Genomic DNA, 23,438 nt, shown 5'->3' with positions numbered 1-23,438 from the left:
AGCGCTACCCCGCCAGCATGGCACGCAAACGGGGCCCGGCCGGGCACCGCGCGATCACCGGCTGCTAACATGCATGACTCATGCATGACAGAGTGGCGAACCTGCTGGGCGCCGCCTCGCTGGCGGTGACCGACCTGGTGCTGGCCGGGGCGACGGGCGCGGGACGGGTGAGCGCGAGCGGCGCGGCGGCGCTGGTCGTGCTGGCGCACGCGCCCGGCCTCGGCGTCACCGAACTGGGACGGCGCGTCGGGCTGACCCAGTCCGCCGCCGCGCGCATGGTGGACGGGCTCCAGGCCGCCGGCCTGGTCGACCGGCGCCCCGCCGGGGGGCGCGCCGTCCAGGTGCTGCTGACACCGGAGGGCGAGGAGGCGGTCCGCGGGATGCTCGCCGCGCGGGACGCGCCGCTGGCCGGGGTGCTCGCCGTGCTGGACGACGGCGAGCGCGAGGCGCTCACCGGGCTGCTGTCCAAGCTCCTCGCCCGCCTGTACGAGGAGATCGGCGACTCGGACGTCATCTGCCGGCTCTGCGACCGGGGGTGCTGCACGGGCGGCGGCGTCTGCCCGGTCGGCCAGGCGGAGCGCGACGCGGGACGCGCATGACGGGCGTCCTCCTGGCCCTCGCCTCGGCGGTGCTCTACGGCGTCGCCGACGTCTGGGGCGGGCTGCTGTCGCGGCGCGCCGATCCCGTCGCCGTCGCCCTGCTCGGCCAGGCCGGCGGGCTGGTGTGCTCGGTCGCGGCGGCGCCGGCGGTCCCGTCCCCCGACGTGGCCGCCGGGGACCTGGCGTGGGGCGCGCTCTCGGGTGCCGGGACGGGCCTCGCGATGGTGTTCCTCTACCGGGGCATCAGCAAGGGGAACCTGAGCATCGTCGTCCCGGTCAGCGCGGTCGGCGGGGTGGCTCTGCCGGTCGTCGTCGGCGTCGCGTTCCTCGGCGACCGGCTCACGGCGGCGGCCTGGCTCGGCATCGCCATCGTGGTGCCCGCGCTGTGGCTGGTGTCCCGGTCCCGGTCGGACGAGGGGGGCCGGGTCCGCGCGGCCCTCGTGAACGGGCTCGCCGCGGGCGCCGGGATCGGCGTCCAGTACCTGGCCCTCGCGCAGGCGGGCGAGGACTCCGGGGTCTGGCCCGTCGCGGCGGGACGGGTCGCGGCCGTCCTCGCGATCGCGCCGATGATGTGCTCGCCCGGCCGCCGCCTCCCGAGCGGGACGGTGGGGCTCTGGTCGGCGGTGAACGGGGGCCTCGCGGCGGTGGCGCTCGTCTGCTACCTCCTCGCGACCCGGCAGCAGCTCGTCGTCATCGCGGTCGTGCTGTCCTCGCTGTACCCGGTGGTCCCGGTGCTGCTCGGCGTGACGGCGCTCCGCGAGCGTCTGTCGGGGACGCAGGCCGCGGGGCTCGCCGGGGCCGGGGCGGCCGTCGTCCTGCTGACCCTCGCCGCGGCGTGAGCGGACCACTCCTTGTGCGGTGCGACCAGGCGCATCCGCCGGGCGTGACAAGGAATCGGGCGGCCTTGTCACCGAGGTGAGTGTCTTGTGCGACGCGTGCTCCCTAGCCTGGCGATCCGGGTGTCCTCTGACGGAGGTGACACGTTGACGGCGCTGCACGACGGGCCCGCCCGCATCGACGATCTGTCAAGGGAGCCCTGGCGCGACATACCGCGCGAAGAGGCGCAGTGGATGCGCCCGCACCTTCCGGACCTGGTCGACTCCATGGTGGAGGGCGTGCTGCGGCACGTCCCCGAGTACGCGCGGCCGGACGACCCCGTCTACACCGAGGCGATGCGGCTCGCCACGGCACAGGGCATGGGGCACTTCGTCCAGATGATCGCCGACCCGGACGCCTCGTGGCAGGAGGTGCACCAGGTCTACTTCGACATCGGGTACGGGGAGGCGGTCGAGGGGCGCGGGCTGGAGCACCTCCAGAACGCGATGCGGGTCGCGTCCAGGACCGCGTGGCGGTACCTGTCGCGGGAGGCCGGCCGGCTGAACAAGCCGAGCGAGCTGGTGATCGCGCTCACCGAGGCGAACCTCGCGTACCTGGACCTGCTGGCGTCCGCCGCCGCGCAGGGCTACGCCCGGGCGCGGGAGAAGGCCGCGGGCGAGCGGGAGCAGCGCCGCGGCCGGCTGATGAGCCTGCTGCTGTCCGACCCGCCGGCGCCGCGGGACGTCGTCGCCGAGCAGGCCGTCCTGGCCGGGTGGCCGCTGCCGGAGCGGCTGGCCGTGATCGTGCTGGAGCCGCGGCCCGGCAGCGGCGGGGAGGGGCCGGCCGGGCTGCCGCCGTCCCTGCTGAGCGGCCTCGACCGCGGGCGGCCGTGCCTGGTGATGCCCGACCCGGACCGCCCGGGCGGCCCCGACCGGCTGACCGCCACCCTCGGCGGCTGGGCGGGCGCGGTCGGGCCGTCCGTGCCGCTGGACCGGGCCGGGGTCTCGCTGCACTGGGCGCACCGGACGCTCGACTCGATGGCGGCCGGGCGCCTCGACCGGCGGGGCCCCGGCACGCTCGTCCACGCCGACCGGTACGTGCCCGACCTGCTGCTGCAGGAGGGGTGGACGCTCGCCGAGGCGGCGGCGCGGCGCCGGCTGGCCCCGCTCACCGCGCTCGGCAGGTCCCGCGGCGCCCGGCTGGCGGAGACGCTGCTGGAGTGCCTCAGGCACGGCTTCAACGCGACCGACGCGGCGGAGGCGCTTTGCGTGCACCCGCAGACCGTCCGGTACCGGCTGGCGCAGCTCCACGAGCTGTTCGACTACGACTTCGAGGACCCGGCGGTCCGGCTGGAGCTGATGCTGCTGCTCCCCGTCTGGCTGCGCGGCGGCGCCGACGGGGAGCACGCCTGAGCGGCCCGACCGGGCTCACTCGGGCCGGGGCGCCGCCTCGGCGACCGGCAGTGTCCCGTCGAGGTAGGCCTGCCGGCAGGCGGACCGGGCGATCTTCCCGCTGCTGGTGCGCGGCAGGCCGCCCGGCTCGATCAGCACGAAGTCGTGCACGCGCAGGTCGTGCTGCTGCTTCACCGCCGCCCGCACCGCCCGCGCCGCCTCCTCGCGGTCGAGCAGCGCGATCGGCACCCGGCGGTTCCGCTCGGCGACCACGACGAGGCCCTCGGTGTCGCCGGTGTCGACGGCCACCGCGCAGGCGTACTCGCGGCGGATCGCCTTGTGCGCGCCGGAGACGGTGACCTCGATGTCCTGCGGGTAGTGGTTGCGCCCGTCCACGATGACCAGGTCCTTGATCCGGCCGGTGACGAACAGCTCGCCGCCGTGCAGGACGCCGAGGTCCCCGGTGCGCAGCCACGGGCCGCTCGGCAGCTCGCCGGGGTCGGCGAACTCCGCCTCGAACGTCTCCTTCGTGGCCTCGGGGCGCCCCCAGTAGCCGGCCGCGACGTTCGGGCCGTGCACCCAGATCTCCCCGACCCTGCCGTCCGGGAGCCGGACGCCGGTCTCGGGGTCGGCGACGGCCACGTGCTGGCCGTAGGACGTCCCGCAGGCGATCAGCTGGATCGCGCCCGGCGCGTCCGCGCCGCACGGTTCGGCCACCCCCCGGCGCAGCCCCTCGTGGTCGAACGCGACACGGGTCGGCTTCCGGAACCGGGACGACGCCGACACGTACACGGTCGCCTCGGCCAGCCCGTAGGCGCACACCTGCGCCTCGGGCCGCAGCCCGCAGTCCTTGAACGCCTCGTAGAACCCGGTGAGCGTGCTCTCCCGGATCGGCTCCGCGCCGTTCATGAAGACCTGCACGCCGCTCAGGTCGAGCTTCGCCTTCTCCTCCTCGGTGACCTGCGCGGTGAGGTACTCGTAGGCGAAGTTGGGCCCGCCGGTGAACGCGTGGGTCTGCGCGCTGAGCAGCTCCAGCCAGCGGACGGGCCGCATGACGAACGCCACCGGGTCCATGATCACGCCCGGGTTGCCGTAGACCAGCGGCAGCGCGACGGTCGTGACGAGGCCCATGTCGTGGAAGACGGGCAGCCAGTTCACCCCGGACGACTCGCGCGGGATGCCGTCGAACGTCCGCCACAGCTGCTCGGCGTTCGTGGCGAAGTTCCCGTGCGTGATGATCACGCCCGCCGGGGTGCGGGTCGAGCCGGAGGTGTACTGCAGGTAGGCGACGTCGTCCGGGTCGATCGGCTCGGGCGTCCAGTCGAGGTCCGCGTCCACCTCGTCCGCGACGATGACCTCGGCGGGCCGCCGCACGTCCCCGCCCCCGAGGAACGCGCGGACGTGCGGCAGCGACCCGCTCGTGGTGATCACGACGTCGGGGTCCGCGTCCTGGTAGACGGCCAGGAGGCGGTCCCCGTGGCCGGGCAGGTCCGGGGAGAACAGCGGGACGCCGATGACGCGGGCGTACATGGCGCCGAGGAAGGACGTGACGTAGTGCAGGTCCTGCGGGGCGAGCAGCGCGACCCGCCTCCCGGGTTCGGTGGCCCGGCGGATGGCGGCGGCGATGCCGCGGGCGCGCCGGTCCAGCTCGCCCCAGGTGACGTGGGTGGCGATGCCGTCCGGGTCCGTCATGTAGTCCATGAACGTGTAGGCGCGGTCGCCGGGGAAGTCCTTGGCGAAGCGGGTGAGCCGCTCGATCAGCGGCGTGCGGTCGAGTTCGGGCAGGCCGGTCATGCTCGTTCTCCGGTGCTGGGGGCGGTAGCGCGGCGGGCGGCGAGGCGCTCGTGGTCGGGCCAGCGGACGTCCCAGACCCAGCCGAGCCTCTCGAAGATCCAGATGACGCGGGCGCTGATGTCGATCTGGCCCTTGAGGACGCCGTGCCGCGCGCAGGTGGGGTCGGCGTGGTGCAGGTTGTGCCAGGACTCGCCGAACGACGGGATCGCCAGCCACCACACGTTGCGGGCCCGGTCGCGGGTCCGGAAGTCCTCCTTGCCGAACACGTGGCAGATGGAGTTGATCGAGAAGGTGATGTGGTCGCCGACGAAGACGCGCATCACCCCGCCCCAGAACAGCGCGGTGACGGCGCCGTGCCACGACCAGGTGAGCAGGGCGCCCAGCCCCATCGGGACGAGGAACGTGGACAGGACGATCACGGCGTAGACGGGGTCGAGGGACAGGAACCGGATGTCCCTGTCCTTCAGCAGGTCGGGCGCGTACTTGCTGCGGGACGTGCGCTCCTTGCCGAACAGCCAGCCCATGTGCGCGTGGTAGAGGCCCTTGGTGAGGCCCCACACGCCGGGCCCGTACGCCCACGGCGAGTGGGGGTCGCCCTCCTGGTCGGCGTACTTGTGGTGGCGGCGGTGGTCGGCGACCCAGCGGACCACCGAGCCGTGCATGGCCTGCCCGCCGAGGATCGCGAGGGCGATCCGCAGCCACCGCTTGGCCTTGAAGCCGCCGTGCGTGAAGTGCCGGTGGTAGCCGACGGTGATGCCGATCGCGTTCAGCGGATACAGGAACGCGAAGATGGCGACGTCGGTCCAGCTGATCCCCCAGCCCCACAGGAAGGGGACGGCGCCCAGCAGCCCGGCGATGGGCCCGACCACGAACACCACGACCGCGACGCGCTCGGGGAACGGGACGGTGCCGGAGATGTCCGGCTGCGGGGTGCGGCTGCCGACGTCGGCGACGCCCGCTGTCATGATCACGACTCCCTTGGTCTCGAATCGGGTGTGTCTCGGCGGCGCGGGTCAGCAGTCACCCTGCGCGGGCTTGCCCTCGAAGCGGTCGCCGAGGAAGTTCGTCACGTCCCCGGCGGCCCCCCAGTCGGTGGACAGGTGCTCGGCCGGGTAGGTGTTCTTCCACGTCGTGGTGATGCCGGCCTTGCAGTAGGCCTGGCGGGTGGCGTCCTCGGTCTCGTGCGGGATGATCTCTTCCAGCCAGCCGCGGTACTGGAACACCGGGAAGCCGATCGTGTACCTGGCGCCGGACGAGGGGGTGCCGATGCCGACCCCGAGCTTCTGCCGGTCGACGATGTCGCCCCACGTGGCGCCGCCGGGGCCCTTCAGCGCGTAGATCTGCTCCAGCGACAGGCCGTCCTTGGAGAAGCCCTCGACCTTCGCTCCGAGGAACACGGCGAGCGTCCCGTACAGGCAGTTCGACTTCACGTCCTTGATCGCCTGGGCGCCCCGGGCGTTCATCAGCTCGTCGAACGGCATCTCCGGGTAGGCGGCGTGCAGGCCCACGAGCGCGTCGGCGAGGAAGCCGGCGAACAGGCTGCCGTTCAGCTGCTTGGCCGTCAGCTTGAGGTCGCCGGGCACGCCGCCCGCCGCCGCGCCGGCGACGTCCAGTTCCGGCGCGTAGGACGAGGCGAGTTGCGCGCCCCACAGCGCGGCGGCGCCGCCCTCGGAGTAGCCCGAGATGCCGACCTTCCCGTCCGCGGTGAGGCCTCCCCCTGGGATGCGGCGCGACGCCCGGACGGCGTCGAGCAGCGCGTGCCCGGCGTTCGCGCCGACCATGTACGTGTGGACCTGCCCGTTGAGGTATCCGGCGCCGTCGGTGGCGGCGACCGCGAAGCCCGCCTTGAGGAACAGCGCCAGGTTGGGGCCCTCGTACATGTCGACGTACTCGCCGGCGAGCTGCTTGGAGAACGCGCACTGCGGGCCGGAGCCGAGCGTGCCGGGGTTGAACGCGACGGTCGGGCGGGACCCGCCCTTCGTCCAGGCCGCGTCCGGGACGGCGACCGTCCCGGTCACCACGCTCTTGGCGCCCTTGGCGTCGGTCGAGACGTACCGGACCTTCCACGCCTTCATCGGGATGTCGCCGGGGATGTTGGTCAGCTTCGCCGGGCGGCAGGCGAGCACGTCGCCCGGACTCCCCGCGACCGCCGCGGGCGGCGCCGCGTAGAGCTCTGCGTCGGTGGCGTCGCAGCCGGACGGCGCGGCGGCGGCGTGGGGGGCGGCGACGGGCACTGCGAGGGCCGCGGTGGTGAGCAGGCTGCGATAGCGCATTCTCGCTCCGGGAGGGGGGCTGGAAACCGAATGCTGACGACTGTCCCCCACCCGGCGCGGCGCGCGGAATGAAGTCCTCTCACATGCCTGGGTGCCGTTGTTAGCACTCGACTTAAGGTCGGAGGAGGTCGGCCACCTCAGCGATCCCGTCCCGGATGGCGGTCTCGGTGAGGGCGCCGAAGCCGAGGACGAGCCGCGGCGGCCCGGCCGCGCCGGACGCCCGGTAGGTGCTCATCCCGTACAGGCCGACCGACCGCCTGCGCGCCTCGGCGACGACTCGCCGCTCGTCCGTCCCGTCGGGGAGGTGGGCGACGGCGTGGAACCCGGCGGCCAGTCCCGTCAGGCGCACGCCGGGCGCGTGCTCGGCGAGGGCCGCCACGAGCGCCGCGCGGCGCGCGGCGTAGGCGGGCCGCATCCGGCGCAGGTGCCGCCCGTAGCGGCCGGACTCCAGGAGCGCGGCGAGGGCGAGCTGGTCGAGGACGGGCGAGCCGCGGTCGGCGAGGCGCTTCTCCTCCGCGACCGCCCGGGTCAGCGAGGGCGGGCACAGGATCCAGCCGAGCCGGACGGCCGGGGCCAGCGACTTGCTGACCGTTCCGAGGCCGATGACGCGGCCGGGCGCGAGTCCCTGCACCGACCCGACGGGCTCCCGGTCGTAGCGGAACTCGGCGTCGTAGTCGTCCTCGACGACGATCCCGTTCCGCTCGCACGCCCAGTCGGCGAGGGCGCGGCGCCGCTCGGGCGCGAGCACGACGCCGGTCGGCCACTGGTGCGCCGGGGTGACGAGGACGGCGCGGGCGCCGCTCGCGTCGAGGGCGTCCACGTCCAGGCCGAGGTCGTCGACGGGGACGGGCACCGCCTCGATCCCGGCGCGCTCCGCGGCGGTCATGGTCGCGCCGTCGCCGTAGCCGGGGTCCTCGAACGCCACGCGGCGGACGCCCCGGCGGGCCAGGACGTGCAGGACGATGCCGAGCCCCTGGGCGAATCCGGTGCATACGACGATGTCCCCGGGTTCGGCGACCGCCGCGCGCACCCGCCGGAGGTGGCCGGCGAGCACGTCCCGCAGGACCTCGCTGCCGCGCGGGTCGCCGTAGCCGAGCGCTTCGTTCGGCGCCGTGCGGGCCACCTCCCGTTGCGCCCACACCCAGTCGCCGCGCGGGAAGGACGCCAGGTCGGGCACGCCCGCGGCGAAGTCGACGCGGAGCCGGGAGGCCACCGGCCGCGCGGCGGGCGCCGGTTCGTCGGGGACGACGCGGACGGGCGCCACCCGCGTGGCCGACCCCGTCCGCGCGCACAGGAACCCCTCGGCGTTGAGCCGGCCGTAGCACTCCTGCACGAGGCCGCGGGAGACGCCGAGCTGGCGGGCCAGTTCCCGGGACGACGGCAGCCGCTCCCCCGCCTTCAGCCGTCCGGTGCAGATCGCGTCGCGCAGCGCGGTCTCCAGCTGCGAACGCAGCGTCCCGGTCGCGTCCCGGTCGAGGTTCAGCAGCAGCTCCGGCGACGAACCGGCCCACTCGATTGCCATGAAATTGGACCATATAGCAGGCCGGATGCTCATTTACGGTCTGTTCATGAGCGAAGCGAACCGGGGGGTGTGGGGGGTCGCCCCCCACAGTGAGTCGCCATGAGCGAGACACAGGGGACGCTGCCCCATCCGATTGCCGTCGGCGCCGCACGGCCGCGGCTGGTCGGGCGGCATCTGGCGCTGGTGTTCGCGGGCGCCTTCACCACGCTGACGGGGTTCTTCCTGCTGTTCTCGGTCGTGCCGATGTACGCGGTGGACGGCGGAGCGGGCGGCGTCGGCGCCGGCGTCACCACGGGCGCGCTGATGCTGACGACGGTGCTCGCCGAGCTCTCGCTGCCCCGGCTGCTCGACCGGTTCGGGCACCGGCGAGTGCTCGCGGCGGGGATCCTGCTGCTCGGGGCGCCCACGCTCGCGCTGCCGTTCTCCTCGTCCATGGCGACCATCACCGCGGTGAGCCTGGTCCGCGGACTCGGCTTCGCGGTGACCGTGGTGGTCACGGGCGCGCTGCTCGCGGCGCTCGTCCCGGCGGAGCGGCGCGGCGAGGGGATCGGGCTGTTCGGGGTCGTGGCCGGGGTGCCGTCGCTGCTCGCGCTGCCGCTCGGCGTGTGGCTCGCGGGCCGGGTTGGCTACACGCCGGTGTTCGTCGCGGGCGCCGCCGCCTCCCTCGCCGCGCTGGCGGTGCTGCCCGGCCTGCCGCGCAGGATCACCGGCCCGCCCACCACGTCGTCGGAGCCCGAGCGGCCGTTCGGCATCGCCGCGGGGCTGCGGTCGGCGGCGCTGCTGCGCCCGGCCGTCGCGTTCGCCTCGACCGCGATGGCGGCGGGCATCCTGGTCACCTTCCTGCCGGACGCCGTCCCCGCCGGGATCGCGGCGGCGGCGCTGTTCGTCCAGCCGGCCTCCACCACGCTCGCGCGGCTGTGGGCGGGACGGGTCGGGGACCGGCACGGCGCCGGGCGGCTGCTCATGCCCGCCGTGGCCGTCGCCGCGTCCGGCGTCGCGCTGCTGGCCCTGGTGCCGAACACGGTCGCCGTCCTCGCCGCCATGGTGGTGTTCGGCGCCGGCTTCGGCGTCACGCAGAACGCGAGCATGGCGATGATGTTCGAGCGCGCGCCCGCGTCCGGCTACGGCACGGTCAGCGCGCTGTGGAACGTCGGCTACGACGGCGGGATGGGCGTCGGCGGCGCCGCGTTCGGCCTCGCCGCCGCAGCGACCGGCTACCCGGTCGCGTTCGCCCTGACGGCCGCCGTGATCCTGCTGGCCCTCCCACTCGCGTTCTCCCGCCGCTCCTAGCCGAGGCGGGCGGCGATCCGGTCGACGTCGCCGCGCTCCGCCTCGGGCAGCGGCGCGCCGGCCGCCGCCCGGGCCCGTGACGCGGCGGCCAGCGCCTCCGCCGCCTCCGCGCGGCGGCCCGCGAGGGAGAGCGCACCGGCCAGGCCCTCCTGCGCGAGCGCGACCGCGCGCGGGTGGCCGGTGGCGCGGGCCGCGGCCAGGCCCTCGGTGTGCAGGTCGAGCGCCCGGCCCGCGTCGCCCCGCAGTTCGGCGATGAACCCCAGCTCGGCCAGGAGGAAGGCGAGGCCCGGGGCGCCGTCGATGTCGCGGCACCAGCCGAGCCAGCGGCGCAGGATCGCCTCGGCCTCGTCCAGGTTCCCGCGCCTGCGCGCCGCGAGGGCGAGGCCGACCTCGGCGAAGTGCTCCATCCGGCGGTGCGACTCGCGGACGGCCAGCCGCCTGCCGCGCTCGTGCAGGTCGTCGGCGCCGTCGAGGTCGCCTTCGAGCAGCGCGACGCGGCCGAGGCGGGCCAGGCGGCCGGACGCCTCCGCCCAGAGGCCGAGCTCCTCGGCGTCGCGCAGGCCGCTCTCGTGGAGGTCACGGGCGCGGGCGTAGTCGCCGGTCACCTCCGCGAGCAGGCCGCGCGTCTCGGTGGCCTGGAGGCGTCCCCACCGGTCGCCCGCGGCGCCGAACAGCCGCAGAGCCCGCTCGCCGTCGCCTTCGGCGCGGGCGAGGTCGCCGGCCGAGAGCGCCTGCGCGGCCCGCACGGCGAGCGCGGCCGCCTCGCCCCACGCGTCGCCGCGGGCGCGGAACCCGTCGAGCGCGCGGGCGGTGAGACCGCCGATCGGCTCCAGGTCCCCGAACCCGGCCCGGACGAACCCGAGGAACCAGTGCGCCCACGGGTCGCCGTCGGCTGCGAGTGCCTCCCGGACGCGCTCGTCGCGGTCCGCGCCGTCGCCGTCCAGCATGGCGAACCCGGTGTGCCAGGTCCGGGCCCGGGCCGCGGAGGACCGGTCCGCCGCGCCCGGCACGGCGAGCGCCCGCTCGAACGCCCGGCGCGCCTCACCGGCCCGGCCCCACAGGAACCAGGCCCAGCCCATCGCGTTCACCAGCCTCAGCGCGAGGCCGGCGTCCCCGCCCCGGACGGCGCCGTCGAGGGCGGCCCGCAGGTTGCCGGTCTCCGCGCGCAGCCGCCGCAGGGCGTCGCGCTGGCCGGGGCCGCGCAGGTCGGCGCGGTCGGCCAGGCCGATGTAGTACTCGGCATGGCGGCGGCGCACCCGCTCCTCCTCGCCCGCCTCCCGGAGCCGCTCGGCGCCGTACGCGGCGACCGTCTCGAGCAGCCGGTACCGCGGCCCTTCCCCGGCCACGACCAGCGACCGGTCGACGAGGCTCGCGAGCGTCTCGACGCCGGCGCCGCAGACCGCCTCGGCCGCGTCGAGGGTGCAGCCGCCCGCGTGGACCGCCAGCCGCCGCAGCGCCGCGCGCTCGCGCTCGTCCAGGGGCTCCCAGCTCCAGTCGATGAGGGCGCGGAGCGTCCGCTGCCGGGGCGGGGCATCGCGGGCGCCGGACGACAGCAGCCGGAAGCGGTCGTCCAGCCGTTCGGCCAGGCCGGCGAGGCCGAGCGCCCGCACCCGCGTCGCCGCCAGCTCCAGCGCCAGCGGGACGCCGTCGAGCCGGTCGCACACCGCCGCGATCGCCTTGGCGTTCCCCTGGCCGGGTACTAGGCCCGCCCGCTCGGCGAGCAGCGCGGCGGCGGCGCGGGCGTCCAGCGGCGGGACGGTCCAGAGCCGCTCCCCCGAGATCGCGAGCGGCTCCCGGCTGGTGGCGAGGACCCGCAGGTCCGGGACGTCCCTCAGCAGCGCCGCCGCCAGCCGCGCCACCGGTTCGGCGACGTGCTCGCAGTTGTCGAGGACCAGCAGCGCCCTCCTGCCGCCCAGCGCCTCGCCGAGCCGCGCGGCCGGGCCGCCGCCGGAGCCCGCGTCGTCGCGCAGCCCGAGCACCCCGGCCGCGAACGACGCCGCGTCGTCGGCGGTCGCGCCCGCCTCCAGACCCTCGTCGAGCCGCACGAGCCACGCCTCGCCCCGGTCGCGCACGGCGCGCGCGACCGCCACCGCGAGCCGCGTCTTGCCCACCCCGCCCATCCCGTGCAGCGTCACCAGCCGCGACTCCTCCAGCAGCGCGGCCAGCTCCCGGACGGCCGCGTCCCGGCCGACGAGGGGCGCGACGTCGGCCGGGATGTTGCCCCGCGGCCCGCCGGCCGCCGGATCGCGGCGGAGCATCGACGCGTGCAGGGCCGCCAGCGCGGGAGAGGGGTCCAGGCCCAGGTCGTCGCGCAGCCGGATGCGCAGGTCGTCGTAGGCGGCGAGGGCCTCGGCGGGACGGCCCGCGCGGTACAGGGCGCGCATGTGGGCGGCGCGCAGCCGCTCCCGGAACGGGTGCTCGTCCACCAGCCCGCGCAGCTCGGCCGCCAGTGCCGCGTCCTCGCCCAGTTCGAGGCGGGCCTCGGCGCGCCCCTCCAGCGCCGCGAGGCGCAGTTCGTCCAGGCGGGCGATCTCGGGGGCGGTGAACGGCGCGTCGGCGAAGTCGGCGAACGCGGGGCCGCGCCAGAGCGCCAGCGCCTCGGCGAACCGCGCGGCCCGGGCGGCCGGGCCGGGTTCGTCCGCCGCGCGCCCTGCGAGGTCCGCGAAGTCGAGCGCGTCGGTCCGCGCAGCCAGCCGGTACCCGTGCGGGAGGGTCTCGACCAGCGCGCGAGCGCCCGGTTCGGCGTCCTCCAGCGTCCGGCGCAACTGGGAGACGCGGGCCCGCAGCGTCGCGACCGGAGCGGCGGGCAGCGCGTCGCCCCACAGGTCGTCGACGAGGCGGTCGGCGGGGACGGCGCGCCCGGCGTGCGCGAGGAGGTCGGCCAGGAGCGCCCGCACCTTCCGGTCCGGGACCGGGACGAGGCGGCCGTCCTCCGTCCGCACCTCGAGCGGACCGAGGACCCCGAAGCGCATGGACCCACCGTAATGCGGCCCGAACCTTTCCCGAACCCGCCCGCAGCACGCTGGGGCCCTACTACCGGAAGGAACCGAAATGACGACATCCGTGACCGTGCTCGGACTGGGGCTGATGGGCAGCGCGCTCGCCGAGGCGCTGCTGAAGGACGGGCGGACGGTGACCGTCTGGAACCGCTCGCGCGCCAAGGCCGGGCCCCTCGCGGCCAAGGGCGCGGTGGAGGCGGAGAGCGCCGCGGCGGCGATCTCCGCGAGCCCGCTGGTGATCGTGTGCCTGTCCGTGTACGCGAACGCCGAGGAGGTCCTCGACACCGGCGCGGCGGCCGGGCGGACGATCGTCCAGCTCACCAACGGGACGCCGCGGCAGGCCCGCGCCATGGCCGACCGCGTCGCCGGGCTCGGCGCCCGGTACGTGGACGGCGGGATCATGGCCGTCCCGCCGATGATCGGACGCCCGGAGGCGCTGATCCTCTACAGCGGCGACGAGGCGGCGTTCGAGGAGCACCGCGAGACGCTCGAGGTGCTGGGCCGGGCGCAATTCCTCGGGGCCGACCCGGGCCTCGCGCCGCTGCTCGACCTCGCGCTGCTGGACGCCATGTACGGCATGATCGCCGGCTTCCAGCACGCCGTCGCGCTCGCCCGGTCGGAGAAGGTCCCGGCCGCGGAGTTCGCACCGATGGCCACCGCGTGGCTGACCGCGATGCTGGGCTCGCTCCCCGAACAGGCCCGCGCCGTCGACGCGGGCGACTTCGCCACCAGCGTCTCCAGCATCGCGACCAGCCAGGTCGCGTTCCCCGGCCTGATCGAGACGAGCCGCGACCAGGGCGTGGACCCCGGATACCTGCTCCCCCTCCGAGACCTGCTGGACCGCGCGGTCGAGGAGGGCCACGGCGAGGACGGCCTCGCCCGCCTGATCACGCTGCTGGAGCGCCCCGCGCGGTAGCCGTCCGGCGAGGGCGGGCCAGGCGGTGCCCCTGATCACGACAATCCGTTGCAAATTGGTGGAGTCTTCATTAACGGTTCGCTGAGCCGCCGAGGCCCGCCCGTACCCTCCCGGCATGCGCCGAACAGCAGCAGCACTCGCGACCGTCCTGACCGCCGGCCTCGCCGCCGGCGTCCAGGCGGCCGCCGCGGCGGAGCCGCCCACCTGCGGCACCCCCGCCGACCACCAGATCTCCGAGGTCCAGGGCAGCGGCGGCGCGACCCCTCTCGCCGGGCGGACCGTCCGGGTCGAGGGCGTCGTGACCGCGGACTTCCAGCGTTCCGACCAGCTCAAGGGCTTCTTCGTCCAGGACCCGACGCCCGACTCGGACCCCCGGACGTCCGACGGGCTGTTCGTCTACTCGACCACGGACGTCGCGGTCGGCGACCGGGTCCTGGTCACCGGCAAGGCCGTCGAGTACAACGGGCTGACCGAGCTGTCGCCGGTCTCGGCCGTGGACGTGTGCGGGACGGGCGAGGTCGCGCCCGCGGCCGTCCGGCTGCCGCTCAAGGGCGGCGCGGCCATGGAGCAGTACGAGGGCATGCTGCTGCGGTTCGGCCAGCGGCTCACCGCCACCGAGACCTACCAGCTCGGCCGGTACGGGCAGATCACCGTCTCCGCGGGCGGCCGCCTCTTCCAGCCGACCGAGGGCCACGGCTCCACCCAGGCGGCCAACGACGCGCGGCGGCTTCTCGTCGACGACGGGTCGAACGTGCAGAACCCCGCGGCGATCCCGTACACCGACCCCCGCGTGCTGCGGATCGGGAACACCACGACCGGGCTGACCGGCGTGCTCACCTACCAGTTCGGCGACTACGCGCTCCAGCCGACCAGGCCGGCCCACTTCGACAACGAGAACCCGCGGCGGAACCGGCCGCGGAACGTCGGCGGTGACGTGCGCGTCGCGAGCTTCAACACGCTGAACTGGTTCACGACGCTGGACAAGCGCGGCGCGGACACCGCCGAGGAGCAGGAGCGGCAGCTCACCAAGCTGACCGCCGCGCTGCGGGGCCTGGACGCCGACGTCGTCGGGCTGATGGAGGTCGAGAACAACGGCGACACCGCCGTGGGGGCGATCGTCGACCGGCTGAACCAGGCCGCCGGCGCCGGGACGTACGCGTGGGTGAAGCACCCGTACCCGGGGACCGACGAGATCCACGTCGCGCTCATCTACCGGCCGGCGAAGGTCACGCCGGTCGGAGACGCTCGCTCGTCGCAGGACCCGGTGTTCGACCGCCCGCCGCTGGTGCAGACCTTCCGCCCCCGGACCGGCGGGACGGCGTTCACCATGATCGTCAACCACTTCAAGTCGAAGGGCTGCGGCGACGCCACGGGCGCCGACAAGGACCAGGGCGACGGCCAGGGCTGCTACAACGCCCGCCGCGTCTCCCAGGCCGAGGCCGTCGCCGCGCTCGCGGCCGGCGTCCCGAACCCGCTCGTCGTCGGCGACCTCAACGCCTACACGGCCGAGGACCCGGTGAAGAAGCTCAAGGGCGCCGGGCTCGTCGGGCAGACGGAGCGGTTCGTCCGCCCGAGCCAGCGCTACAGCTACGTGTTCGACGGCCAATCGGGCGAGCTGGACCACGCGCTCGCGGGCAGGGCGCTGTCCCGCCGCGTGACGGGCGCGACGATCTGGCACATCAACAGCGACGAGCCGGTGTTCCTCGACTACAACACCGAGTACAACCCTCCCGCGTTCTACCGGCCGGACGCGTTCCGCTCGTCCGACCACGACCCCGTCCTGCTCGGCCTCGACCTGCGCTGAGCCGCCGCCCCGGGGCCGGCCGCCGCTCGGGCGGCGGCCGGCCCCTCGCGCACCACGACCCCCGGGGCTATGATCCAGGTCACATCCTAGAGATCGGTGCGCTCAATGACCGAAGCCGTGTCCGGTGCCGTGCCCGCAGCGGCGCCCGTTCCCCGCCTCGCGTTCGGCATCGGCCCGGACGGGACCTACACCCGGTTCGGGCAGGCGCTCGCGTTCGTCCTCGGCCTCCTCGCGACCTTCGCCTTCCTGCCGCTGGTCGTGGTCGCCGCCCTCCTGTACACCCGGGCCGAGACCCGGTTCGGGGAGGACCCCGCGCGGGCCCGCACGCTGGTGAACTGGTCGTGGCTGAGCATCACGGCCCCCGTCGTGATCGCGATCGCCGCCGCCGCCGTCCTCGCCGCGCTGAAGGGCTAGCGGGAAGAGGACCGGCCCGGCGCGGGTTGGCCACGGTATGACCGTGCGCTTCTCCGTCCTCGATCTCGCCCCCGTCGCCGCCGGCTCCACCTCGGCCCAGGCGCTGCGCAACACCCTCGACCTGGCCCGGCACGCCGAGCGGCTCGGCTTCCACCGGTACTGGCTGGCCGAGCACCACGCGATGCCGGGCATCGCCAGCTCGGCGACCGCCGTGCTGATCGGCCAGGTCGCGGCGGCCACCACCCGGATGCGGGTCGGGTCGGGCGGGGTCATGCTGCCGAACCACGCGCCGATGGTCGTGGCCGAGCAGTTCGGGACGCTGGAGGCGCTCCACCCGGGACGCATCGACCTCGGCCTCGGCCGCGCGCCCGGCACCGACCAGGCGACCGCGCGGGCGCTGCGCCGGTCCCCGGACGCGCTGTCGGTCGACGACTTCCCCGAGCAGGTCGTGGAGCTGCGCAACTACTTCGCCGCGGACAGCAAGGTGACCCCGGCCGCCGGGAACGAGCCGCCGGTGTGGCTGCTCGGCTCCAGCGGCTACAGCGCGCGGCTCGCCGGCCTGCTCGGCCTGCCGTTCGCGTTCGCGCACCACTTCAGCGCCGAGAACACCGTGCCCGCGCTGACGCTGTACCGGCAGTCGTTCCGGCCCGGCGCGCTGGACGAGCCGTACTCGATGATCGGGGTCTCGGTGACGGCCGCCGAGACCGACGAGCGGGCGCGCGAGCTGGCCGCGCCGCAGGCGCTGGCGTTCCTGCGGCTGCGGCAGGGGCGGCCGGGGCCGCTGCCGACGCCGGAGGAGGCCGCGGCCCACCCGTACACGCCGCTGGAGCGGCAGATGATCGACGCGCGGCTGGCCGACCAGGTGGTGGGCGGCCCGGACGGCGTCCGCAAGCAGCTCGACGAGCTGGTCGGCCGGACGGGCGTCGACGAGGTCATGGCGGTCACGCAGGTCTTCGACCACGCCGACCGGCTGCGCTCCTACGACATCCTCGCCGAGCTGTACCCGGAGAGCCTCGGCGCGGCCTGACCCGGATCGCCGGCGGAACCCGCCGCGAGGGCGGGTGCCGCCGCGAGGGCGGGTGCCGCCGGATCAGCACGCGAAGGCCGCCTCCAGGACGTCCAGTCCCTCGATGAGCAGGTCCTCGGGGATGACGAGCGGCGGCAGGAAGCGCATCACGTTCCCGTACGTCCCGGTCGTCAGCACGAGCAGGCCGTTCTCGTGGCAGCGGCGGGCGATCCGCGCGGTCAGCTCGGGGTCGGGTTCCTTCGTCCCCTCCCGCACCAGCTCGATGGCGATCATCGCACCGCGCCCGCGCACGTCACCGATCGCGGGGTGCCGCTCGGCGAGGGCGTGCAGCCGGGGCAGCATGACCTCCCCGATCCGGCGGGCGCGCTCGGTGAGCTTGCCCTCCTCGATCTCCTCCAGGACGGCGAGCGCCGCCTCGCAGGCGAGCGGGTTGCCGCCGTAGGTGCCGCCGAGCCCGCCGCCGTGCACCTTGTCCATGATGTCGGCGCGCCCGGTGACGGCGGCCAGCGGCAGCCCGCCGGCGATGCCCTTCGCCGTCGCGACGAGGTCGGGGACGATCCCCTCGTGCTCGCAGGCGAACAGGTCGCCGGTCCGCGCGAAGCCCGTCTGCACCTCGTCGGCGATGAACAGGATCCCGTTGGCGCGGCAGAACTCGGCGAGCGCGGGCAGGAACCCCGGCGCGGGCTCGATGAACCCGCCCTCGCCCTGGATCGGCTCGATCAGCAGCGCCGCGACGTTCGTCGCGCCGATCTGCTTGGTGATCTGGTCGATCGCCTGCGCCGCCGCCTCCGGGCCGCAGTTGTCCGGGCCGGTCGGCCAGCGGTACGGGTAGGCGAGCGGCATCCGGTGGACCTCGGGCGCGTACGGGCCGAACCCCTGCTTGTAGGGCATGTTCTTCGCGGTCAGCGTCATCGTCAGCAGCGTCCGGCCGTGGTAGCCGTGGTCGAACGCCACGACCGCCTGCCGCCCCGTCGCGTACCGGGCGATCTTGACGGCGTTCTCCACCGCCTCGGCGCCGCTGTTGACCAGCAGGGAGCGCTTCTCGTGGTCGCCGGGCGTGATCCGGTTGAGGTTCTCGCACACCGCGACGTACGACTCGTACGGCGCGACCATGAAGCAGGTGTGGGTGAACCGCTCGGCCTGCGCCTTCACCCGCTCCGCGACGCGGGGGTTGGCGTTGCCGACGTTCGTCACCGCGATGCCGGAGCCGAAGTCGATCAGCGAGTTGCCGTCGGCGTCGACGACCACGCCGCCGCCCGCGTCCGTCACGTACACCGGCAGGACGCTGCCGACGCCCGGCGGCACCGCCGCGAGGCGCCGCTCGTGCAGCGCCCGGGAGCGGGGGCCGGGGATCTCGGTCACGACGCGGCGTTCCTGCGGCAGGCGGAAGCCGCTCGCGCCGAGGGTGCTGTCCAGGCTGGTCATGGCCCGAACATAAGCCGGGCGCCGCCTACGATGAACAGTACGGGACGGCGAAATCCGTCCGGCGAGGTAGACACTTTGCACAGGGATTGACATGCCGCCCACGTTGGCCGCCGTGGCCGCCCTCCCCCAGCTCGGCCTGCGGTCGCTCACCGGACCGCTCCCCGCGACCCCGGTCGTGTGGGTCGCCGTGAGCGAACTGGAGGACCCGACCCCCTTCCTGGAGGGCGGCGAGCTGGTCCTGACCACGGGCATGCGGCTCACCGCCGCCAACGCCGGGGACTACGTGTCCCGGCTGGTCGCGCGGGGCGTGGCCGGGCTCGGCTTCGCGGTCGGCGTCATCCACGACACCGTCCCCGCCGAGCTGCTCGCGGCGGCCCGCGACCAGGGGCTCGTGCTGCTGGAGGTGCCGCGCCCGACCCCGTTCATCGCGATCGGCAAGGCGGTGTCCCGGGTGCTCGCCGCCGAGTGGTACGAGGGTGTGACCCGCGCGTTCCACGCCCAGCGCGAGCTCACCCGCGCCGCCCTCACCGGGCCCGGCGCGCTGGTCTCCCGGCTGGCCCGGCTGCTCGGCGGGTGGGCGCTGCTGCTGGACGCGTCCGGCGACGTGCGGCACGCCGAGCCCGCCCGGGCCCGCGAGCGCGCCGCGGACCTCGCGCCCGAGCTGGCCCGGCTGCGGCGCCGGCCGGGGAAGGGCGGCCCGGCCGCGAGCGTGGCGCTGGCCGTCCCCGACGACCACATCGTGGTGCAGCGCATCGGGCTGGGCGGGCGGCCGCGCGGGTTCCTCGCGGTCGGCGCCGACGCGCCGCTCCCTCCCACCGCGCACACGATCGTGGGCGCCGCGGTCGCCCTGCTGACGCTCCAGTTGGAGACGCCGCGCACCGGGCGCGAGCTGCGGGCGTCGCTGGCGGCGCTGCTGCTCGGGCGCCCGGGCGAGGGCCCGGCGGTCCCGCGCGGGCCCGTCCGGGTCCTGGCCTGCGCGGGCGGCGCCGCCGCCCTGGACGCGCTGGAGTCGGACGCGATCGGAGCGAGGTGCCCGGCACTGCCGCTCGGCGGGCACATCGCCGTGATCGTGCCGGACGAGGCGCTCGAGATGGTCGAGCGTGTTCTCGCCGGAAGCGGGGCGGTCGGCGTCAGCGACCCCGCCTCCGGTGACCTGCGCGCCGCGCTGCGGCAGGCCGAGGAGGCCCTCGCGGCGGCCGGGCGGTCGGGCCGGGACGTCCTCCACTACTCCCGGCTCCCCGGCCAGGGCGTGCTCGGACTGATGGAGCCCGGCGCCGCGCACGCCTTCGCCGACGCCCTCCTCGCACCCCTGCGCGCCGAGGACCTGGTCGATACCGTCCGGGCCTATGTCCTGGCCAACGGGCAGGGGGAGGCGGCGGCGCGGGCGCTCGGGGTCCACCGGCACACGCTCCGGTCGCGGATGCGCAAGGCGGCCGAGGTCCTCGGACGCGACCCCGACGATCCGGCCGTCCGCGCCGAGCTGTGGATCGCGCTCGCCATCACGTCCAACGGGGAAGAAAGGATTGGACATGATGGCGACTCCCAATCGGGCTCGCCGTGGCTACCGTGAACAGCATGAACGTGACCCCATTCTGGCTGGCCGGCCGGCCCGAGACCGGTGACGGTGAGCTGACCGTTACGCATCCCTACGACGGCCGCGTGGTCGGGACGGCGGCCGTGCCGACGCCCGCGCAGGTTGAGGAGGCGGTCGCCGCGGCCGACGCCGTCCGCCGGGAGGCCGCGGCGCTGCCGCTGCACGTGCGGGCCGAGGCCCTCGCGCACGTGTCCGCGCGGCTCGTCGAGCGCGCCGAGGAGGTCGCCCGGCTGATCACCGGCGAGAACGGCAAGCCGCTGCTGTGGGCGCGCGGCGAGGTGGCCCGCGCGATCTCCACGTTCCGGTTCGCCGCCGAGGAGGCGCGCCGCATCTCCGCCACGACGCAGCGGCTCGACACCGACCCGGCCGCCGAGGGCCGGATGGCCTACGTCACCCGCGTGCCCAAGGGCCCGGTGCTCGGCATCTCGCCGTTCAACTTCCCGCTGAACCTCGCCGCACACAAGATCGCGCCGGCGATCGCCGCGGGCGCCCCGATCGTGCTCAAGCCCGCCCCGGCCACGCCGCTGTCGGCGCTGCTGCTCGGCGAGCTGCTCGCCGAGACCGACCTGCCCGCCGGGATGTTCTCGGTCCTGCCGGTGCCGAACGACCGGGCCTCCGCCCTGGTCGACGACCCGCGGCTGCCGATCGTGTCGTTCACCGGGTCCGTGCCCGTCGGCTGGGCGATCAGGGAACGGGCGCCGCGCAAGCACGTCACCCTCGAACTCGGCGGCAACGGCGCGGCGGTCGTGCTGCCCGACGCCGACCTCGACTGGGCCGCCAAGCGGATCGGGCTGTTCGCCAACTACCAGGCGGGGCAGAGCTGCATCGCCGTCCAGCGCGTCTACGTCGACCGGACCGTCCTCGACGAGTTCCTGCCGAAGCTGGTCGACACGGTCGACTCCCTCGTCACCGGCGACCCGTGGGACGACAAGACGCAGGTCGGCCCGCTCGTCAACCAGGAGGCCGCCGAGCGCGTGGAGGCCTGGGTGGACGAGGCCGTCGCGGCGGGCGCGCGCGTCCTCACCGGCGGCACCCGCGAGGGCGCCGCGTACGCGCCCACCGTCCTCGCCGACGTCCCGGCCGACTCCAAGATCTCCCGCGAGGAGGTCTTCGGGCCGGTCATGTTCGTCCAGCCCGTGGACGGCGCCGACGAGGCGTTCGCCCTCGTCAACGACTCCAAGTTCGGCCTCCAGGCGGGCGTGTTCACCCGGAGCCTGGACATCGCGTTCCGCGCCCACCGCGAGCTGGAGGTGGGCGGCGTGGTCATCGGCGACGTCCCGTCCTACCGCGCCGACCAGATGCCCTACGGCGGCGTGAAGGACTCCGGCGTGGGCCGCGAGGGGCTGCGGTCGGCGATCGCCGACTACACCGAGGAGAAGGTCATGGTCCTCACGGGGCTGCCCCTCTAGTCCCGGCCGCTCTCCCGGACCCGGGGCCCCGCGTACAGACCGGTGCGCAGGGCCCCGGCCGCCTCGGACGCCGCCTCCTGGAACCGGCCGCCCAGGGACCACATGTTCGCGAACCCGTGGATGAGGTCCTCCTGGCGCCTCAGCGCGACCGGCACGCCGGCCTCCCGCAGCCGCGCCGCGAACTCCTCGCCCTCGTCCCGCAGCGGATCGAAGCCGGCGGTGACGAGGTACGTGGGCGGGAAGCCCGCGAGGTCCTCGGCCAGCAGCGGCGAGGCCTGCGGTTCGGCGCGCCGCTCCTGCGGGCAGTAGTGGTCGCTGAACCACGTCATGTCGTCGTCGGTCAGGTAGAACCCGTCCGCGAACAGCTCCCGCGACCGCCGCCGGACGGACATGTCGGTCGCCGGGTAGTACAGCAGCGCGAAGTCCGGCGTGCGCCGCGCCAGCACGCCCACGACCGCCGCGAGGTTGCCGCCGGCGCTGTCGCCGCCGACGGCGACGGCCCCGGGATCGGCGCCGAGGTCCCCGGCGTTGGCCACCGCGTACTCGTAGGCGGCGAGGGCGTCCTCGGCCGCCGCCGGGTACGGGTGCTCGGGCGCGAGCCGGTAGTCCACCGACAGCACCCGCACCTCCGCGTGCACGGCGAGGTACCGGCACACGGTGTCGTGGGTGTCGAGGCTCCCGATGACCCATCCGCCGCCGTGGTAGAAGACGAGCAGCGGCGACCCCTCAGCGAGGCCCTTCGGCGTGTAGAGGCGCGCGGGCACGCCGCCCGCGTCCACCTTCCGAGTCCGGACCGGCCGCGCCGGCACCCTGGGCAGGTACGCCTGCCCCCGGGCGATGCCCCGCCGGGCGTCCCCGACCGAACCCCCGGCCAGGCTCTGCTCGCCCTCCAGCCGCATCACCGTCAGCAGGAGCTGCGCGTCCAGCGCCAGCAGCTGGCCGTCCCTGCGCACGGGCGCACCGGCGATGAGCCTCTTCACGGGCCCCGGCAGCGCGAACACGGCGCGGAGCACGGCCCCCGACACTCCCGGCGGCAGCTTCTCGGTCAACGACGCCATACGGCCCTCCCTCGGTCCCGGACACCGTACTCCCCAGTAGCCCCCGTGGCCCATCCCCCGTCCGGGGAGCGCGCACCACCCGGCGGAACCGCTGGAACCCCCGTGCGCAAAGGGCTCTGGCATCCGGACCGGACTGGTTAGGATCGTCGCGGCCCTGTGGCGGTGCGTGACGGGAGCGGTGGATGCAGCGGATCTGGAAGATGCTGACGGCCTATGTCGACGTCGCCGTCGCATTCGCCCTGGCGGTCGTCATCCTCGCCCTGGACATCGCCGGCATCGCCTCGACCAAGCTCGTGCAGAGCGCGACCATGGCGACGCTGGCGGTGGTCGCCATCGTGCTGCTGCGCGACCGCGCTCGCAGCGACACCCGCGGCGTCGAGGTGCAGAAGTCGGTGGAGGCCCTGCAGAAGCAGCTGGACGTGCGCGTCATCAGCGGGACCGAGTGCAACCGGGTCCTGACCGAGGCGCGCCGCACCACCGACCGCTGGGTCTTCCGGGGCGGGACGGGCGCCTACATCCGCGCGGTCACGCTGCCCGAGTGCGTGGCGACCGCCCAGCCGCTGCGGCGCAGGCTGGATTTCCGGCTGGAGATCCTCGACCCGATGAACCCGGACCTGTGCCGCGAGTACGTCCGGCTGCACCAGCGGCTGGCGACCGATCCCGACAGCCCCGAGCACACCTGGACGGTGGAGGAGACCCGCCGCGAGCTGTTCGCGACGATCCTCGCGGCCTCCTGGTACCAGCAGCGGTACGAGCTGCTCGACATCGACGTCCGGCTGGCGTCGGCGTACTCGCTGCTGCGCTACGAGCTGTCGACGAGCTGCCTCATCTTCACCCAGCGGGGCCCCGAGTTCCCCGCCCTGGTGATCAACAGCGGCACCCCGACGTACCTGTCCTGGGAGACGGAGCTGCACGTGAGCTTCCAGCAGGCCAGGCGGCTGCCGCTGCACGCGCTGCGGAGCATGCAGCTGGGCCGCGTCCCGAGCGCCGAGGAGATCCGGGGCGTCTTCCGGACCCTCGGCATCGAGCTGCCCCCCGACTACACCGACGACACCCTCGACGACCTCTGCCGCCTGGCCCTCGCCTCCCCCGACCCCTACGCCTGAG

The 23,438-nt window shown here is 75.1% G+C and carries 18 protein-coding genes; 11 read left to right on the top strand and 7 right to left on the bottom strand.

What is annotated here, in order from left to right; translation table 11 throughout:
• Positions 1 to 80 precede the first annotated feature (80 nt).
• The 3 genes from K4S16_RS25165 to K4S16_RS25155 all read left to right on the top strand — a co-directional run bounded on the left by K4S16_RS25165 (position 81) and on the right by K4S16_RS25155 (position 2,827).
• Complete coding sequence (locus K4S16_RS25165; RefSeq protein WP_149261488.1) at positions 81 to 599, top strand: MarR family winged helix-turn-helix transcriptional regulator; 519 nt, start codon at positions 81 to 83, stop codon at positions 597 to 599.
• A complete protein-coding gene (locus tag K4S16_RS25160; RefSeq protein ID WP_149261487.1) occupies positions 596 to 1,438 on the top strand; it encodes an EamA family transporter in 843 nt (280 codons plus the stop codon). The genes K4S16_RS25165 and K4S16_RS25160 overlap by 4 nt, the downstream gene beginning before the upstream one ends.
• Before the next feature lie 120 nt (positions 1,439 to 1,558).
• A complete protein-coding gene (locus K4S16_RS25155; protein ID WP_235037069.1) occupies positions 1,559 to 2,827 on the top strand; it encodes a CdaR family transcriptional regulator in 1,269 nt (422 codons plus the stop codon).
• A gap of 15 nt (positions 2,828 to 2,842) precedes the next feature.
• On the opposite strand, the gene K4S16_RS25150 is transcribed toward K4S16_RS25155, so the two are convergent.
• The 4 genes from K4S16_RS25150 to K4S16_RS25135 all read right to left on the bottom strand — a co-directional run bounded on the left by K4S16_RS25150 (position 2,843) and on the right by K4S16_RS25135 (position 8,395).
• Positions 2,843 to 4,600, bottom strand: a complete 1,758-nt coding sequence (locus K4S16_RS25150; RefSeq protein WP_149261486.1) for a fatty acyl-AMP ligase — start codon at positions 4,598 to 4,600, stop codon at positions 2,843 to 2,845.
• Positions 4,597 to 5,565 carry an acyl-CoA desaturase gene (locus K4S16_RS25145; protein WP_149261485.1) on the bottom strand — a complete coding sequence of 323 codons (969 nt, stop codon included), beginning with the start codon at positions 5,563 to 5,565 and terminating at the stop codon, positions 4,597 to 4,599. The genes K4S16_RS25150 and K4S16_RS25145 overlap by 4 nt, the downstream gene beginning before the upstream one ends.
• A 48-nt stretch (positions 5,566 to 5,613) precedes the next feature.
• Positions 5,614 to 6,873 (bottom strand): lipase family protein, encoded by a 1,260-nt coding sequence (locus K4S16_RS25140; RefSeq protein ID WP_149261484.1) that lies wholly within the window; start codon positions 6,871 to 6,873, stop codon positions 5,614 to 5,616.
• A gap of 112 nt (positions 6,874 to 6,985) precedes the next feature.
• Positions 6,986 to 8,395: a PLP-dependent aminotransferase family protein gene (locus K4S16_RS25135; protein ID WP_149261483.1), complete on the bottom strand. Its 1,410-nt coding sequence runs from the start codon at positions 8,393 to 8,395 to the stop codon at positions 6,986 to 6,988.
• Positions 8,396 to 8,494: 99 nt separating this feature from the next.
• On the opposite strand from K4S16_RS25135, the gene K4S16_RS25130 reads away from it, so the two are divergent.
• Positions 8,495 to 9,685, top strand: a complete 1,191-nt coding sequence (locus K4S16_RS25130) for an MFS transporter (protein WP_149261482.1) — start codon at positions 8,495 to 8,497, stop codon at positions 9,683 to 9,685.
• On the opposite strand, the gene K4S16_RS25125 is transcribed toward K4S16_RS25130, so the two are convergent.
• Complete coding sequence (locus K4S16_RS25125; RefSeq protein WP_149261481.1) at positions 9,682 to 12,657, bottom strand: BTAD domain-containing putative transcriptional regulator; 2,976 nt, start codon at positions 12,655 to 12,657, stop codon at positions 9,682 to 9,684. The two genes, K4S16_RS25130 and K4S16_RS25125, sit on opposite strands and share 4 nt — an antisense overlap.
• A 79-nt stretch (positions 12,658 to 12,736) precedes the next feature.
• Here K4S16_RS25125 and K4S16_RS25120 point away from each other — a divergent pair, with 79 nt between their 5' ends.
• The 4 genes from K4S16_RS25120 to K4S16_RS25105 all read left to right on the top strand — a co-directional run bounded on the left by K4S16_RS25120 (position 12,737) and on the right by K4S16_RS25105 (position 16,845).
• Positions 12,737 to 13,600 carry an NAD(P)-dependent oxidoreductase gene (locus K4S16_RS25120; protein ID WP_149261480.1) on the top strand — a complete coding sequence of 288 codons (864 nt, stop codon included), beginning with the start codon at positions 12,737 to 12,739 and terminating at the stop codon, positions 13,598 to 13,600.
• A gap of 115 nt (positions 13,601 to 13,715) precedes the next feature.
• Entirely contained in the window at positions 13,716 to 15,404 is a 1,689-nt protein-coding gene (locus K4S16_RS25115) for an ExeM/NucH family extracellular endonuclease (protein WP_149261479.1), read from the top strand.
• A 105-nt stretch (positions 15,405 to 15,509) separates the two neighbouring features.
• Positions 15,510 to 15,818: a hypothetical protein gene (locus tag K4S16_RS25110; protein WP_149261478.1), complete on the top strand. Its 309-nt coding sequence runs from the start codon at positions 15,510 to 15,512 to the stop codon at positions 15,816 to 15,818.
• A 37-nt stretch (positions 15,819 to 15,855) separates the two neighbouring features.
• A complete protein-coding gene (locus K4S16_RS25105; RefSeq protein WP_149261477.1) occupies positions 15,856 to 16,845 on the top strand; it encodes an LLM class flavin-dependent oxidoreductase in 990 nt (329 codons plus the stop codon).
• A 63-nt stretch (positions 16,846 to 16,908) separates the two neighbouring features.
• On the opposite strand, the gene gabT is transcribed toward K4S16_RS25105, so the two are convergent.
• Positions 16,909 to 18,270, bottom strand: a complete 1,362-nt coding sequence (gabT, locus tag K4S16_RS25100; protein ID WP_149261476.1) for a 4-aminobutyrate--2-oxoglutarate transaminase — start codon at positions 18,268 to 18,270, stop codon at positions 16,909 to 16,911.
• A 91-nt stretch (positions 18,271 to 18,361) separates the two neighbouring features.
• Between gabT and K4S16_RS25095 the strand changes: the two genes are divergently transcribed.
• Positions 18,362 to 19,840: a PucR family transcriptional regulator gene (locus K4S16_RS25095; protein ID WP_149261475.1), complete on the top strand. Its 1,479-nt coding sequence runs from the start codon at positions 18,362 to 18,364 to the stop codon at positions 19,838 to 19,840.
• A 5-nt stretch (positions 19,841 to 19,845) separates the two neighbouring features.
• Positions 19,846 to 21,273 (top strand): aldehyde dehydrogenase family protein, encoded by a 1,428-nt coding sequence (locus K4S16_RS25090; RefSeq protein ID WP_149261474.1) that lies wholly within the window; start codon positions 19,846 to 19,848, stop codon positions 21,271 to 21,273.
• Here the strand turns inward: K4S16_RS25090 and K4S16_RS25085 are convergent.
• On the bottom strand, positions 21,270 to 22,331 hold the full coding sequence (locus K4S16_RS25085) for an alpha/beta hydrolase (RefSeq protein WP_149261473.1): 1,062 nt from the start codon (positions 22,329 to 22,331) through the stop codon (positions 21,270 to 21,272). The two genes, K4S16_RS25090 and K4S16_RS25085, sit on opposite strands and share 4 nt — an antisense overlap.
• A 182-nt stretch (positions 22,332 to 22,513) precedes the next feature.
• On the opposite strand from K4S16_RS25085, the gene K4S16_RS25080 reads away from it, so the two are divergent.
• Positions 22,514 to 23,437, top strand: a complete 924-nt coding sequence (locus K4S16_RS25080; protein ID WP_149261472.1) for a hypothetical protein — start codon at positions 22,514 to 22,516, stop codon at positions 23,435 to 23,437.
• Position 23,438: the final 1 nt, after the last annotated feature.

Source organism: Actinomadura sp. K4S16 (assembly GCF_008327685.1).
GTDB lineage: Bacteria > Actinomycetota > Actinomycetes > Streptosporangiales > Streptosporangiaceae > Spirillospora.
The sequence above is the reverse complement of the archived record's forward strand: the minus strand, read 5'-3'. Positions and strand labels throughout refer to the sequence as shown.

What these genes read in the sequence shown, in the direction of transcription:
- K4S16_RS25165 (WP_149261488.1), top strand. Translation starts at nt 81, where the DNA reads ATGCATGACAGAGTGGCGAACCTGCTGGGCGCCGCCTCGCTGGCGGTG.
- K4S16_RS25160 (WP_149261487.1), top strand. Translation starts at nt 596, where the DNA reads ATGACGGGCGTCCTCCTGGCCCTCGCCTCGGCGGTGCTCTACGGCGTC.
- K4S16_RS25150 (WP_149261486.1), bottom strand. Translation starts at nt 4,600, where the DNA reads ATGACCGGCCTGCCCGAACTCGACCGCACGCCGCTGATCGAGCGGCTC.
- K4S16_RS25145 (WP_149261485.1), bottom strand. Translation starts at nt 5,565, where the DNA reads ATGACAGCGGGCGTCGCCGACGTCGGCAGCCGCACCCCGCAGCCGGAC.
- K4S16_RS25140 (WP_149261484.1), bottom strand. Translation starts at nt 6,873, where the DNA reads ATGCGCTATCGCAGCCTGCTCACCACCGCGGCCCTCGCAGTGCCCGTC.
- K4S16_RS25135 (WP_149261483.1), bottom strand. Translation starts at nt 8,395, where the DNA reads ATGGCAATCGAGTGGGCCGGTTCGTCGCCGGAGCTGCTGCTGAACCTC.
- K4S16_RS25130 (WP_149261482.1), top strand. Translation starts at nt 8,495, where the DNA reads ATGAGCGAGACACAGGGGACGCTGCCCCATCCGATTGCCGTCGGCGCC.
- K4S16_RS25125 (WP_149261481.1), bottom strand. Translation starts at nt 12,657, where the DNA reads ATGCGCTTCGGGGTCCTCGGTCCGCTCGAGGTGCGGACGGAGGACGGC.
- K4S16_RS25120 (WP_149261480.1), top strand. Translation starts at nt 12,737, where the DNA reads ATGACGACATCCGTGACCGTGCTCGGACTGGGGCTGATGGGCAGCGCG.
- K4S16_RS25115 (WP_149261479.1), top strand. Translation starts at nt 13,716, where the DNA reads ATGCGCCGAACAGCAGCAGCACTCGCGACCGTCCTGACCGCCGGCCTC.
- K4S16_RS25110 (WP_149261478.1), top strand. Translation starts at nt 15,510, where the DNA reads ATGACCGAAGCCGTGTCCGGTGCCGTGCCCGCAGCGGCGCCCGTTCCC.
- K4S16_RS25105 (WP_149261477.1), top strand. Translation starts at nt 15,856, where the DNA reads ATGACCGTGCGCTTCTCCGTCCTCGATCTCGCCCCCGTCGCCGCCGGC.
- gabT (WP_149261476.1), bottom strand. Translation starts at nt 18,270, where the DNA reads ATGACCAGCCTGGACAGCACCCTCGGCGCGAGCGGCTTCCGCCTGCCG.
- K4S16_RS25095 (WP_149261475.1), top strand. Translation starts at nt 18,362, where the DNA reads ATGCCGCCCACGTTGGCCGCCGTGGCCGCCCTCCCCCAGCTCGGCCTG.
- K4S16_RS25090 (WP_149261474.1), top strand. Translation starts at nt 19,846, where the DNA reads ATGAACGTGACCCCATTCTGGCTGGCCGGCCGGCCCGAGACCGGTGAC.
- K4S16_RS25085 (WP_149261473.1), bottom strand. Translation starts at nt 22,331, where the DNA reads ATGGCGTCGTTGACCGAGAAGCTGCCGCCGGGAGTGTCGGGGGCCGTG.
- K4S16_RS25080 (WP_149261472.1), top strand. Translation starts at nt 22,514, where the DNA reads ATGCAGCGGATCTGGAAGATGCTGACGGCCTATGTCGACGTCGCCGTC.